The sequence below is a fragment of the Mucilaginibacter sp. genome (genome assembly GCF_039921305.1).
Lineage (GTDB): Bacteria > Bacteroidota > Bacteroidia > Sphingobacteriales > Sphingobacteriaceae > Mucilaginibacter.
In genome coordinates, this window is record NZ_JBDSCA010000015.1 from 74321 (window position 1) to 90190 (window position 15870).

Here is a 15870-nt window from a genome sequence, read left to right on the forward strand (position 1 = left end):
GTTTTGTAGTAAAACAAATATTTATATTAATCAGGCCTGGTGCATAAATTCCTTTTGGTACGTAAGCGGACTTTTGCCTGTAATTTGTTTGAAAAATTTGTGAAAACTGGCAAAGTTGTTAAAGCCGCTCTCATAACATAATTGTTTAATAACTACCTTATTTTCGATAAGCAACTTACAGGCATGGCCAATTTTCAACTCAATTAAAAACTGAGAATAAGTTTTTTGCGTGTGCGATTTAAAATACCGGCAAAACGAATTTGGACTGATATAAGCAATAGCCGCAATTTCTTCAAGATGTATTTTATTACGGAAATTGGCTATTGAGTATTCGTATATCGCATTGATACGGTCACCATCAGCAGATGCCCCGGTATTATGCCTGAAACCGATAGATGACAGCATGGTAACCTGGCTACAATTGGCAATGGTATTTAAGGCTTCCATTAATAAAATTATTTTTTCGGTGCCTTCGCAATGAAGCATACGTTCCAGCAAGGCAGCAACTGTGCTTTTAGTTTTACCCATAACTTTAATACCACGTGTAGCTTTTTCGAGCACGTTTTTTAACATCTTATTTTCGGGTAACTGCAAAAATTGCGGCCCCCAAAAATCTTCGCAAAAATGAGCTACCCTTACATCAACACTACGCTTCGCATCATCCGTAAAATACGAATCGTCAAACCGCCAGTAATGCGGTAATTGCGAACCAATAAGTACAATGTCGCCGGCTTTAAATTGCTTAATACTATCGCCTATAAATTGTGTGCCTTCGCCATTTTTAAAATGGATCAGTTCAACTTCGGGATGGTAGTGCCATTTGTTGTTAAAGTGCGGAACCAGATCCTGTCGAACACTAAAAGAGTTTGCTGGCCCTTTTGAGACTTTGAGTAGTTGTGGTTTCATAATTGGTTATTAAATGCCTTGGCGGCATTGGTTAATTCTTATGGGATATTTACATATCCCCATTGGTTAAACCAAATATATATGCCAATACAGCTTACAAAACCATGTCGTTCTGGTATAAAATACCCGATAAATCTGTTTTTTGGGATGTGGAAAAAGAAAAGAAATCAAGTTAAATACCTGATTTTAAATTAATTAAATAAAATATATGTAATTAGCTCTCTTCGTTAGTAACAGGATGTTCCTTTGGTGTATGTTTAAATTGTTCTTTAAAACACTTGCGAAAATAATCAACATCCATAAAGCCTACCCTGTACGATACTTCGTTAACAGATAGCTGCCCCTGGGCTAATAACTGTGCCGCGCGTTTAAGCCGCACGGTACGGATAAACTCGACCCCTGTTTGATTGGTTAACGATTTAATTTTTTTATAGAACGAACTCTTGCTCATGGCCACTTCTTGGCTCAATTGTTCAACACTCAATTCCGCGTTGGTAATATGTAACTCTATATAGTTTAAAACCTTGTTTAGAAAAACCCCGTCCAAGTTGCTTATCGCAATATTGTGTGGTTCAAGTTTGATCTCTTTCTGATAGCGCTCACGTAATTTTTGCCTGTTCTCTATCAAATTCCAAACCCGGGCCTCAACCATATTAAAATTAAAAGGTTTAGTGATATAATCATCGGCTCCGGTTTCAATACCTTCTATTTTAAATATCATCTGGGTACGGGCGGTTAGTAGTATCACCGGGATGTGACTGGTATTAATATCCGATTTTAACTTACTGCAAAGCTCAATCCCATCCATTCCCGGCATCATCACATCACTAATAATAACATCCGGACCAGCCTCTGTTGCCAGGCTAAAGCCATCAAACCCGTTTGTTGCCGTGAGCACTTCAAAATCATCATCAAAACCCTCTTTAATAAAGTTTAAAACATCTTCATTATCCTCAACAATCAACATCACAAAACGCTCGCGGTCTTCCTTTTTTAAAATAGTTTGTTTTTTAATCTCAAGCTGCGCTTTGATCGTTTTATCACTCCGGGTATAGCTTAATATATCTTCACTATCTTTAAAATCACCAGCTATTTCATTTTCTTTAAGATGATCTTTCCCCAGCGGTAAGCTTATGGTGAAACGCGTATAACCGGGTTCACCAGGCGTTTCTGGTCTGCTTTCTACAGTAAGCTGGCCGTGGTGCAGATCGATTAATTCTTTCGAAAAGGCTAATCCCAAACCGGTACCTTCAATTTTAACCGCACTATCATAATGATAAAACTGTGCAAATATTTTATCGATGTTGGCTTGATCTATACCACAACCATTATCTTCAACATTGATCAATACCTGTTCATTTTCTGTACGTATTGATATGGTTATTTTTCCGTAATCTGGAGTAAACTTTATAGCGTTTGATAATAAGTTGTATATCACTTTTTCAAACTTATCTTTATCAAACCACAATTTCACATCATGCTGTTTAGCATTTAGTTTAAGTTCAATATTTTTCAGTTTAGCCAAGCCATCAAACGCTAACTGAATCTCTTTAATAAAGCCTACTATCTCTGCTTCGGTCGCCTGCAATTGCATGTGCCCCGTTTCGAGTTTCTTTTTATCGAGCAACTGATTAATGAGCCTTATCAAACGATCGCCATTCCGTTGCATCAACATGAGTTGGTTTTGCACTTTATTATTGCCAATATTCATTTCGATCAGTCGCTGTAGTGGAGCCATGATCATGGTTAATGGCGTTTTTATTTCGTGCGATATGTTTACAAAAAAGTTCAACTGCTTTTTAGCCAGTTCCTGATCTTTACTATGACTCAGCGATTCGTATTTCAGATCATTTTTTAACCGCTCTGTTTTTTTAGAATAAATATTGAACAGGTACAATAAACAAATAGCAATAATCAAATATCCCACAAAGGCATACCATGTTTTATACCACGGCGGCAGTACTATTATTTTCAATTCGCGCGGTATATTGTTCCATACACCATTGTTGTTGGCCGCTTTAACTTTAAAGTAATAAGTACCGGGGTCAAGGTTGGTATATGTTGCTATCCGCTGGTTACCTACGTAATGCCATTCGTTATCAGAAAAGCCTTCCAGCTTAAATGCGAACTGGTTTTTTTCGGGATTGATAAAATTAAGCGCGGCAAACTTTATACCGAAAAAGGCCTGGCTATATTTTAAAGTGATCTCGTGGGTCTCGTCAATTGGTTTAAGTAGTGGCGACGACTTATCGGTAAACGGAACAGACTTGTTGAAGATCAAAAAATCTGTAAAAACAACCTGTGGCTTTATTCTATTTATTTTTACCTTGCCGGGATCAAAAACCGTGATGCCATTAATACCTGCAAACGCCATATTTTTATTAGCCGCTGTAATGGCAGCACCCTGTACAAACTGATTGCTTTGCAAGCCATCGGCAATGGTATAATTCTGAATGGTTAGATCATCTGCATTAAAAGGAAGCTTAAATTTATTTATAGCTATTGATGATATGCCTTTATTGGTACTTACCCATAAACGGCCTTGCCTATCTTCTAAAATACCATGAATGGTATTATTAGCTATGCCCAACCCTTCGTCAATAGTATAAAAACGATTGGTTTTAATATCCAGGTAATTTATTCCGCCACCATCGGTTCCTAACCATAACCGGGCCTTTGTGTCTTTGTAAATAAAACTTACCGAATTATTACCCAAACTGTAAGGCTGATGAATATTTGGCTCATAAGAAACCAACTGCTGTGTTTGCAGATCAATCTTATTTAAACCTTTGTTTTTTAGCCCCACCCATAAGGTATTACCATCTTGCAGCAGAGCGGTAGTATTATGCTCACTGGTTTTATAGGAGTGTAATTTATTGGCATTATCCACAAAATACAAACCACTAAAATTGGTGCCGATCCACAAACCACTGTTGTTTTTTAACAGAACATAATTTTGAATATATCCGGGAATTTCAGGCTTTGCTATGTAGTTTGTAGTGGTAAAGCCACCTGTTGTTTTGTCAAAAATATTTAATCCGCTTGCAGTAGCAATCCATAACTTGTTATGGTCAGCGTGATTAGCTATAGCCTTAATGCTGTTCCCCAATAATTCCCGGCTGGCTCCGTTAAACTGGTAATACACCTTATTATTTTGTAAGGTACTATCTAAATGGTTTAGTCCGCCATCATCCGTACCTACCCAGTAATCGCCATGATCGCCGGCAATAATGGCATTCACAATATTGTATGATAAACCTACATTACCCCCTCTTTTACGACCTAAAGAGTAAAAATTATTAAACTGACTGTAAACAGAGTTTAAGCCACCGTTATAAGTACCTAACCAAATATTATCTTCGTTATCTTTAAAAATACAGCGTATAGAATTCTGGCTCAATGAATTGAGATTAAACACATCGTAAGTAAAACTGCTGATCTTACCGGTTTGAGTATTGATAATGTTTAAGCCCTTTTTTGTACCAACCCATATCATATGGTTGTCGCGCTCTAATACAGCCCTTACCGTATTGCTTAGCAAGCCATTGCTTTGTGTATAATTAAAGCATTGGCTTGTTTTAGGATTATAGCAAAACAGGCCGTCTGTTTCGCTTGCTATCCAGTAATTTTTGTCATGATCCTGAATGATGTTACGCACCACGCAGTTTAGGAGTTTTCCATCTTTCTTGATGGAAGTAGGTAATTCTAAAAATCTGTTGTTTGGCTTATCGTATATTTTTAGGGTTTGGCCCGCACTTATCCATATGTGTTGTTCATGATCAACATATAAACTTGTTATTTTATCATTACCACAGATTTTTGAAAGGGTTATTGAGTGTGTATTCAGATCTGATTGCTCGAGGTAAAACAAACCATGATCGGACGCAACCCATATTATACCTTGCTTATCCTGAACAATATCTAAAACCGTGTAATTTGTTGTGGTATTATTGGTTTTATAGCGAATGAACGATTCTGTATCGGGGATGTACAGGTTTAACCCATTTGTGGTACCAACCCACAGGTTACCTTTATCATCTTCAAGTAGTTTATTTATCCGGTTATTACTTAGGCTTTTGCTGTTTTTAGCTTCGTTTTTATAAACCGTAAATTCAAGCCCGTTATACCTGCTTAAGCCATCATAGGTACCAACCCACAGGTATCCTTTTTTATCCTGCAAAACAGATAACACTGTGTTTTGCGATAAACCATTATCAACATTAATATTCTTAAAAACAAGGTTTTGCGCATACGGGTTGCTTATCTGCAAAAAGAGCAGACATACAATGCCTAATAATATTATACGCAGTTTGATCAAAATAATTGGTGTGTTCGTTTATAATTAAATCGGCACACTAAATTACTCCATTTTTTAATATAAAGGCAACTTTGCCGTAAATGAGGTGCGTGGAATAATTATGGTTATTCGGACCTTTTAATTGAGATATCTGCAAACTTGATGTTTTCATCCTGAATATACGACGGGCTTTTTAAACTGCGGTAAATACCCCATTTAGGTCGGCAAAAACTTGTTTCAGAACGCCAAAGGTCAATATCGGTAACACTAAAGCTTAATAGCGATTTGCCATCGCTTATTCTTCTTATTTCAATTTCATAAGTGCCGTGGCTATCATACTTCAATTTTTCGGTTACTTCAACCCATTGGCCTTTAAAATCCGCAAGGTTTACCGCTTTTAATACCCCTTTACTTGTTTGTTTAGACGACCCTGTGTGTATCACTTCCATTCTATCAGGCGAGCCATATCTGGGTGTAAGTGTAATAATTGGGGCTCCTGCATCGCCATCGCCAGCCTTGATCTGATGGATATGTGTAAAAGTAGGTTGCGCTTTAAAACTGCTATCCAATTTAAATTTCCATTGATAAACATAAGTATCACCAAGCTGGCCCTTCAAATTCCGGACAGATGGGCCATATGTTTTTATCTCGTTACGCTGGCGGTCGAAACTCTTACATCTGTCGTTATCAATTGCCGTGTGGATATGAAATACAAATACGTATTCTTTGAGTTGTGTGTCGTATTCTTCAGTAATGTGCTTAACGGGATGTATACAATCGGGCACCTCACAGGCTGCGCCACCTAAAACCTGGTTAATATGTTGATATGCATCTTCGTTACCACCATTTGCTTTTAAAACTGTTTGAGCGCGGAGCATTGTGCTTGCACAAAAAAGTATCCCGGATAGGCATATAAATTTAGTTCTTACCAATTGTCTGATGTTTTTGTACATATCTATTTAACAGCTTTATAACCAACATCTTCCGGTTTTAATATATGGTTAGCCGGGGTTGTTTTAGCATTAGGATAGTATAGGTTTGCATTTGCTGATACAGGAAGATAATACCCTGCAGGTGTTTTCACCAACTTAGGATCAGTCAAAGCATAGCCACCATCTGGTATGGCACCGGGTTTGGTATTAAACACAATATTACCTTCCCATTTCGCACCCGGATAAGGGCCTGTTATTCCGGCAGCCTCTCCGCCGCCTTGAATTATGTTATTAGCAAATGTGGTATTGGTTGCCCCCATCCCATCCTTGCGTTGGGTCATCACATAGTTTTCGGCATTGTTGATCAGTGTGTTGTAGGTAATTAATACACGATCAGGCCTGTCATGGGCGGTGAGTTGGGCACCATCGGCTACCTCGCCGTCACCGTTACCTATAGTTATGGCAGGTTTACAGTTTTCAAAGTAATTGCCTGTTATCAAATGGTCATCGCCAAAAATGCGCAAACCGGGGGTATTGATAAAATAGTTGCCTTGTACAACACTTTTATTGCCATGGCGCAAGGTAAACTGTGCAGGGCAGCCACTAACAGTATTATACCTTAACGTAACACCCGATGCTTTTACGGATATCAGTTCGTTTTCGCCGGCACAATTCTCAAACAGGTTGTATTCAGCAATACTGTTACTGGTTGATAAACTAAAACCGCTTAAGCCAAACTGGAAGGCTTCGGCTCCATTTTTACCCCCCTGACTTGTAAAGTTGTTAAAGTAATTATGGTGGATATTTAATCTTTCGGCAATTTGCTTCCCAGTACCCCGTATCGCTAAAAAGCGCCCCATGGCATTCTTGTTTTGAAAGGTATTATAGTCCACTTCGTGATCAGAACCCGCAATAGTGAGATCTTCACCATCGCCTACATTTTCAAAAATATTCTGTGTCCATCTGCAAAAGCTACTACCGCCCGCTGTTTTAGCTTTGGATGCTTTATGGGTAAATTTGAAACCTTTAATGGTTATGTAAGCAGCACCGCTGGCCAGGTTAAAGCCACCTTGTCCGGTAATTTCGGCGTTGCCAATAGTTTCCGCGCAAATAACTATCGTTTGTTTCTGAGTCCCTTTTTTATCAACTACAATATCCTCTGTTGTGGTATAAACACCGTTTGCAAGAGTGATCACATCGCCAGGTTTAGCCTTGCTTATAGCGGTTTGAAGTGCCGGGATACTGGCTACTTTAATATTTTGGGCAAATACCGAATTAGTTAAAAATACAACAATACAAGCTAATACTATATTCAATGTTTTACTTCTCATTTTTATATAATGGTTAAATTAATTTATGCGTATATATTTATATATGGTACACAAATTTATAAATAGGTTATAGTTAAAATTATCCCATATAAGCTAAAAAGTAAGGTTTATGTACATCAAATAATGTTCAACTACTTTCATTTTGCAATAATGCTAATTGTACTTTTTGCGGCTGTACTGGTTATATTAGTAAGCTGCTTTGGTTCAATTCCCCATACATCATTGTAATAAATAACGTTATCCGCATTAATGCCCGATGAGTTTTTCAAAGCCATAATAAACGGATTATCCTGTGGATGGATCAGCTTTATTCCCGACAGGTTAACGCCAATCACATCATCAAAAAACATGGCGTAGCGACTATCGCGTTTCTCATAATTAAAGGTGCTATTTTTAACCGTAAGTCCGTTTACATGCCTCACCCATAAACCGTACGATGGCTGAACTTTTAAATCGCCAACGTTGTATTGACCTACACCTAACTCGGGCGCGGTATTGGCCGTATCGGTTACGGCATTACCCCCTTTAACCAAAATGTTAACATCGTTAAAAGTGATGTTTTTCACATAGCCCGTGTGCTTGCCGTTCGGTAGTTTAAAATCCAGGCCACCATCAACATCGGCGGCATCGGGTAATCTGTACCCGGCAATTATCGGGCTCGATTTTTTTTGTGTACCATCATAAGCTTTCCACCTTTTACCGCTGTAGGAGCTACCGCTATAAACCTCATATACATCAACACTGTTAATCTTGACATCCTCAACCTCGCCTATGTTTACGTTTTTAACCAATAACTCATTATGTTTTTTGCCGTTTTCCATAAACGAATACTTTCCAGCATCGGCACCGATCACCCTGCCACGGTTTGATATAGAAATGAAGAAGGGGGTAGTACATCTATACATTTTTGAACGGGAATGAATAGGGCCGGTAAAACCGCTATTTAGCTGCACATTTTTAACATGCGAACCATCATTAGCCGAAATGGAAAAACCCGCTTTGTTGCCACCTAAAACATAAACGTTATCTACATAAACATCGGTAATATCATCAACCGTTTCCGAGCCTATTTGCAGCAGGTTACAATTGGTATCACCAACAATATTGCGCACTTTGTAATTGCGTGCCGGGCGGGTAAAACCCAATGAACAATCCGATCCCAGTTTTATAATATCATCTGATGTTGTTTTTACATAAATGTTGGTGGCGTCAACATTATTACATCCCATAAAATCAAAAATATCCCGGGTGTTTGATGTAGAATGCCTGCCCATATAATTATCGTGAATATTGATATTATCAGTACCGGTGGCCAGCAAAACAAAGTGACCCGAGCGATCTATGTTCAGCATATTATCGTTAGATAGCTTTGCTCCATTTTTACCTCTATAATAGGGTTCGTCCTTTTCTTCATCGTACCATAAATCTTCTTTACGATAGATCCCGCCTATTTCCAGGTTTGTACATTGTTTTAAAACGAAGATCTTATCGGCGCGGTTATCGGGAGCGTTGTTCATTACCTTATCGCCATTTACCAGATTTCCATTACCCGTTATCCGGCCATTTCCAATTATCTTAACATTGTTTAAGCGTTCACCAAAAAACATGGCGTTGTTAAAATAATGGTGACCAACGTCTTGCTTGGTCATATAGTTTTCAGGGTCCTGGTATGGGCCGGAATCTGTAGGTGATAAGCCCGACCGATATTTTTTATCGCTAAACCAAGTGGTTTCTGGTGCATCGTTCCCTTTAAGAGCTTGTATGGTAGCATCTTTATCTACATACAAATAAACATTGCTTTTAAGGTGAACCGTTCTTACCGAATAAATACCCTTACTAAAAAACAAAGTACCGCCACCCAAACGTTCAAGGTAGGCTATGGCTTCGTTTATCTTATCAGTATTATCTTCAACGCCATCGCCTTTAAGCCCATAATTTTTGATATCTAACTTACCCGAATAAAACCATGCTATGTTTGACTCACCTTTATTAGCACCACTGGCAACTTTAAGTTTAAATGCATATTCACGGTTAGCCAATAAACCCGAAACGGTAGCCATAGCATTTTTAACATCTATTTTAGCTGTAGCTGATGGTTTCCAGGTTTTGCCTTTATCTGTTGATTGCATCAATTGAGGAGCCGCCGCAAGTGTTGCACCCCATTTAAAACTTGCTTTGGTATAGGTATCCGGTGTTTCACGATATTGCAGATCCTGATCACTAACGCGTTCAAAGCCTGCAATAGTAGATGTTACTTTCAATACGGCTTGCTCCGTACCTTTACCCAAACTGCTTAATTGCTGAGGTTGCGATGTGGTGTACATGGCGCTAAAAACATAATCTCCAACTTTTTTTAATTCGATGTTTTGAAACACGATCTTTAAATCGGCACCATTAGCAGGGCGAAGATCAAGATGGTTGAAAGTTATAAGCTGGCCGCCATTAACGGTTGGGGTTATGCTAACATCGCCAACTTTAGTATACGAATAATGTGTGCCTGTACGGCCTATGGATTGTGTTGCCAGATCTTTCAATTTCACATCGCCACGGCCAATAACATTTACTGTTGTGTTATCCATAGTGGCATTTATGCCGGCAGGTAAAATCAGTTTCACAGTAGCATCTGGCGTACGTTGCCCCGCTGTAAAGTATAGGGTTAAGGCTGTTTTTGTATTGGCTGTAACGGCGCCTTTTTGTAAAATAAGCTTGCCGGTTAAAGCTCCTGGCACAACTGCAATAAAATAGCTTTGGTTTGTTTTGCCATTGGCGGTTGCAACAACAAAATGATCTCCGGTTATAACATCTCCTTCATTTTTGATATTTCCGTTTTTATCTGTGATCGCATATTTATGAATAGCGCCATCTGCTGCCGCAACTTCTGAAAGCAGTTGATTTACATTAGGATTTGTAGAAACCAGTCCCTTATCTTCGGGAGTATCAACTGTATATTGATAGGTACTCCCCCTAACAACGGCCAAAGTATCCTGATGGATATATGCAATGTGTGATGAATTTCCACGGGCTTTAATTTGCGTCTGCGCTTTTGCAAAGCCTAAAAACCCAACTTGCGAAACAGCAGCAAGAGCTAATATTTTAAATGATTTGGAGTACATTATATTGTTTTAAACTTAATGGTAGGCTTTGCAGTAGCCCCGGTAACCAGCCGGGGCATTGTATTTACTGCCTTGAGAAAAATAAAATCCTTCAATAATTATATAGTTAATTCCATCCGGCAAAAAATCGACTGTTATCATACGCCGGTCCGGTAATTGTCCCGTCTATCTGCGATTGCGGAATTGGCCTTAACACATGGAAAGGTTTAATATTTGCTCTCGCATCGGCATTATGTAGTTTAACACGGTTCAATAATGTACCTGTTCTAACCAGATCCTGCCAACGCGATAGCTCACCACACAACTCGCGCGAACGCTCATCTAAAATAAAATCAAGTGTAATATCGGCTGTGGTAATATCCATGATAGCTGTATTACTGTTTGGATATGCCGCACGCTCGCGGATAGCATTAATGTAAGGCAAGGCTTCACCAGCGCGATTGTCCATAAATAAAGCTTCGGCGGCTATTAAATAAGTTTCGGCAAGGCGGTAAATGATGATAGGGCGGATAGATGGCGCGTTCTGATCGGTGCGTTTATCATCATAGTACTTTATCATAGTAGGATAAAGCGTATTCACATACTTGCTTGGCACCAATACCTGGTAACGATATTTGGCTATTTGGGTTGCAGTGAGTTCAACAGCTGGCATCCATATTGCCGTATCGCCAACGGTATACTTTGGTTTATTACTCGCATCTTTTGGTATAGTAGCAGCATTATTGGCTATCCATGCCGATTGAAACGATTTAAAGTAACGGGTATCATTGGTTTTATCTTTAAAAGCGGTATCGGTAAGCCAGCGGGTTGGCATTACCCGCGCATATGGCCGGCCATCAACAACATCACGCTGCATACCTGGTTGTAGTTCATACCTGGGAACAAACAAGTGAACATACAAATTATCAGGACCGCTATTGTTTTGTGCTGACGAACCATTATAAGCCAGGCTTGAAGTGTGTTCAACCGCCCATAAAACTTCGGTATTGGTTTCATTACCCTGAGCACAAACTTTCCCAAAATCCTGCAAAAGCTTTGCACCGCCTGCGGGTGCAACGGTATTAATAATGCTTGTTGCAGTTGTAGCCGCATTTTTAAAATCGTCACTTTTTTTTGACGCTGAGTACCCACGCGTCAAGTAAACCTTAGCCAGCACATGCATAGCGGCGATTTTTGTTGCCTTGCCTGGAAGTATCCCCGTGGTTTGCGGCGTAGCAGGTAAGGCTGCTATGGCATCTGTTAAATCCTGAATAATAAAGTTGTATACATCGGCTGCTTTATCACGCGTGGCCGATAACGTAGGCGAACTTTGAAAATGGAGGTTTAGCGTAACGTCACCCCAATTTTGCACCAGTATAAAATAGTAGTTGGCACGTAAGAATTTGGCTTCGGCAACCATTTCATTCTTAGTGGTTGCGTCAATGCCACTTAAAGCAGGTGCATTATCAACTAAGCCATTACAGGTGTTAATGTAAGTATAACAATTTTTCCATATCCCGGAAACGGTACCGTCCGAAGTAGTATAACCACTGTTATACCTTACCAGCGCGGCGGTACCATCAACCCCGGCCTGAAATTCATCTGTACCGCCAACACTCAATTCAAAATACGAATCGGGGCCGTAAATTGTGCGGAAACCCGCGTAAGCGGCATCCAACCCGGCTTGAAAACCTTGCTGAGTACTAAAAAAACCGGGCGTTAAGTTGGATATAGGTGTTTCTTCCAGCTTTTTATTACAACCCGAATTGATTGATATGATGATCAGCGCGGCTAATAGATATATAGGTATTCTTTTCATAACTGTTTAATTAGAGAGTTAAATTAATTCCAAACGTCATGGACCATGTTGCGGGGGTATCTTCGCCCAATTTTCCGGCAGACTCAGGGTCTATCCCATGGAAAATATTTTTGTATGGCGAAAATAGCGTGAATGGATTTTGCGCCGTAGCGTAAACTTTTAGCGATTTTGCACCTATGTGAGTGATTAAAGATTTAGGCAGCACATATCCCAAGCTAATGCTCCTGATCTTTACATAAGTTGCGCTAAAATAACTGAGCGTTGATGAATACTGCGTATTGGTAAGCGCGTTGGTAGGCTTAGGAAAATAATTTTCGTGATTGGTTGGTGTCCAGTAGCTATAGTTCAAATTATTATAGTTGCCTTGCAGGGTATTCAAAAAGCTACCGCTTTGATAAATTTGCGAGGTTAGGGTGCCGCCTACACGGTATGCTGCTACTACGGTAAAATCAAACCCTTTATAACCGAAGCGATTAGTGATACCCCCAGAAAATAAGGGTTGATCTGTACCGATGATCATCCTGTCGTTAGCATCAAGCTTGTTATCGTTATTCAGATCCAACACTTTTATAGAACCAATAACTGATTGGCCACCCGTAATGGTCAATCCGTATTTTTTAGCTAAAGCAGTATCCGCTGCTGTATTTTGCCATATGCCTACCTTTTTATAATCAAATATGGCACCCAGCGGCTGGCCCACAAATAAATTGTTGGAGATATCAACTGTAGTTCCATTAGCTAACTCGGTTACTTTGCCACGGTTAAATGTAATGTTGAAATTAGTGTTCCAGCTAAAGCCACGTTTCCCTTTAGCGGCAATGTTAACTGTATTCAAATTGATCTCGATCCCTACGTTCTCTGATTTTCCAACATTGGTTAAAACCGCGTTAGGTATGCCCGATGTTGGCGGCAAGGTTTCGGGTAACAATAGTGAGCGGGTAAACTCGTGATAAGCATCTACACTACCGGTAACTCTATCTCCCCATAGTCCAAAATCAATACCGGCATTTAATGTACGTGTGTATTCCCAGTCCAGGTTGGTATTCGGGGCGCTTGTTGGATACGCACCAATGGTATTTTTGGTGCCATAATTATAGGTAACTGTTGATAAGCCACCCAATGTTTGATATGGATTGATAGCCGCATTACCCACGTCGCCATAGCTTAGGCGAATTTTTAAGTTTGATAAAATTTTGGAATCTTTAAAAATAGGCTCTTTTAATACGTTCCAGGCAAATGCTGTAGAAGGGAACAAATGATACTTATTACCCGGTGCCAGTTTTGACGAACCATCAGAACGCAAGGTTACCGTAAATAAATATTTATCATTATAACCATAGTTTAACCTGCCCATGTACGATATCAGATCATACATGGCATAAGAACCCGTGCCTGTTAAATTTGAGCCAACGGCCGGGTTAAAATACTGTACACCATCAGATAGTAAATTGTTATAACTAAAAGAGTTATTCTGGCTTTGATTTTCCTGCAAGCTATACAAACCCGTAAAACTGATATGATGTTTTTTAGCGATCACCTTATCATAGGTGATGATGTTTTCGATCGTGTAATTGTAGTTGTATTTGCTTTGATTGTTTGCCGATGATTGCGCGCCCTGGTTATTATAAGTGGCAGCCGCATAAAAATTACCATAAACCTCCGGCTTAATTTCAGCACCTCCATTAAACCTGTATTTTAAACCCGGTGCCAGGTTTAGCTCGGCGTAAGCTGTTGTAAAAGTTCCTAAACGTTTACGGGTTTCAACCGAAGCTCCCGGAACAAGGTTAGCCAAAGGGTTCCAAACCTGGTTTGCGCTACCGTTCACATAGCCTACTAAAGCTCCGGTTACGTCATCATAAGGAGTTGCCAATGGGCTCGCTCTTAAAGCCTGACCCAATGGGTTAGCATTTTCACCATCAATATAAGTCAGGTTATTTAGTGAACTCAAGCCAATTTTCAGGCTTTTACCAATGTTTTGATCTAAGCTTACCTTAATAGAATAACGTGTAAATTGCTGACCGCCATAAATACCGGTTTCATTATAATAACCTGCAGATATATCATATTTCGTTTTCTCTGTTCCGCCAGAAACACCTATTTGGTGGTTGGTAAGAAAACCATTTTTATAGATCAGATCTTGCCAGTTGGTATTGCGGCCCGTTTGTAGCGATGTTAATTCTTGCGCACCAAAGGCACCGCTTGTTAATATACGTGGATCATCAGGACTGGTATATAAAGGATTTGCGGCCGCGGCATTGTAATAAGCCCATTTTTTCAGCAAAGCATATTGATCGGCATTCATTACATTATATTGGGCAATTGGTTTTGAATACCCCGCATAAGCGCTGTAGGTAACCACAGGTTCGCCTATTTTACCACGTTTGGTAGTTATCAATATAACGCCATTTGCGCCGCGTGAGCCATATATAGCAGTAGACGAAGCATCCTTTAAAACCTCAACCGAAGCAACATCGTCCAGGTTTAAATCCTGAATATTACCGGTGAAGGGGATACCATCCACAACAAATAAAGGATCGTTGGATGCTTGTTTAGATCGTGTTCCCCTTATAATGATGGATGGCACAGAGCCCGGGTGACTGTTACCTCCGCTTTTTTGCACATCAATACCAGTTCCCTGTCCCTGTAAAGCCTGAACTAAATTTGCCGCAGGTACATCTTTTAACGCTTGCGCGGATATGGAGGTAATTGAACCCGTTACATCCGATTTTTTTTGAACACCGTATCCTACCACAACAACCTCATTCAACGATTTGGATTCGGCTATCATATTTACATTAACTGTGCTTTGGCTACCTACATTAACCTTTTGTGTAGCATAACCTATGTAAGTAAAAACAAGCACAGCATTATCGGGCACACTAATACTATAATTACCATTAAGATCGGTAAGTACTCCGGTTGATGTGCCGTCAATTTTTACTGATACCCCGGGTAATGGCTCGTTGTCATCGGTCACTTTACCCTTTATATTTATATTAGCCTTTTCGGCATTAATGATTGTACTGGGTGTGGTATTAACAGTATTTGCAGCTTTAGCATATATTACGATACTGTTATTAATTTCTTTATAATCAAGTTGCGTTTTGTTTAGCAGGCATTTTAAAATCTGAGCCAGTGTCTCGTTCGAATAATTGTGCGCCTCGGTATTATACCCGTCCAGATCATAAGAGTTGAAAGAGAATTTTATCCGGGTTTGCTTTTCTATACTTTCTATCGAAGCTTTTAGCGCATCACTATTTATACTAACGGTAACTGTAGAATTAGCAATTTGGCTGCTTGCACTTTTTGCAAACAGCAATTCACCAAACGCCAGTGAACCAATTATTGCAATCATCGATAATTTCATAAAAAAAACGAATAATTGAGTTGATTTTTTTATCATATTTGTAAAGTTTTACTTGTTAAAACTATGTATGCCATTGGGTTAGCTTGAGACCCTTTTCCAATAGCTACATTTAATAAACTCAAACAA

The 15870-nt window shown here is 39.5% G+C and carries 7 protein-coding genes; all 7 read right to left on the reverse strand.

What is annotated here, in order from left to right; translation table 11 throughout:
* Window positions 1–30 precede the first annotated feature (30 nt).
* A complete protein-coding gene (locus ABIN91_RS03260; RefSeq protein WP_348048397.1) occupies window positions 31–906 on the reverse strand; it encodes an AraC family transcriptional regulator in 876 nt (291 codons plus the stop codon).
* 214 nt (window positions 907–1120) lie between these two features.
* On the reverse strand, window positions 1121–5224 hold the full coding sequence (locus tag ABIN91_RS03265) for a two-component regulator propeller domain-containing protein (RefSeq protein WP_348048399.1): 4104 nt from the start codon (window positions 5222–5224) through the stop codon (window positions 1121–1123).
* 104 nt (window positions 5225–5328) lie between these two features.
* Window positions 5329–6081 (reverse strand): heparin lyase I family protein, encoded by a 753-nt coding sequence (locus tag ABIN91_RS03270; RefSeq protein ID WP_348048402.1) that lies wholly within the window; start codon window positions 6079–6081, stop codon window positions 5329–5331.
* Window positions 6082–6158: 77 nt separating this feature from the next.
* Window positions 6159–7466, reverse strand: coding sequence for a polysaccharide lyase 6 family protein (locus tag ABIN91_RS03275; protein WP_348048404.1), 1308 nt, complete (start codon window positions 7464–7466; stop codon window positions 6159–6161).
* Between the two features lie 137 nt (window positions 7467–7603).
* Window positions 7604–10579: a glycosyl hydrolase family 28-related protein gene (locus tag ABIN91_RS03280; protein WP_348048406.1), complete on the reverse strand. Its 2976-nt coding sequence runs from the start codon at window positions 10577–10579 to the stop codon at window positions 7604–7606.
* A gap of 106 nt (window positions 10580–10685) precedes the next feature.
* Complete coding sequence (locus tag ABIN91_RS03285) at window positions 10686–12377, reverse strand: RagB/SusD family nutrient uptake outer membrane protein (protein ID WP_348048408.1); 1692 nt, start codon at window positions 12375–12377, stop codon at window positions 10686–10688.
* Between the two features lie 10 nt (window positions 12378–12387).
* The gene (locus tag ABIN91_RS03290; protein WP_348048410.1) at window positions 12388–15744 is read right to left on the reverse strand and encodes a TonB-dependent receptor; all 3357 of its coding nucleotides are present in this window, start codon (window positions 15742–15744) and stop codon (window positions 12388–12390) included.
* Window positions 15745–15870 lie beyond the last annotated feature (126 nt).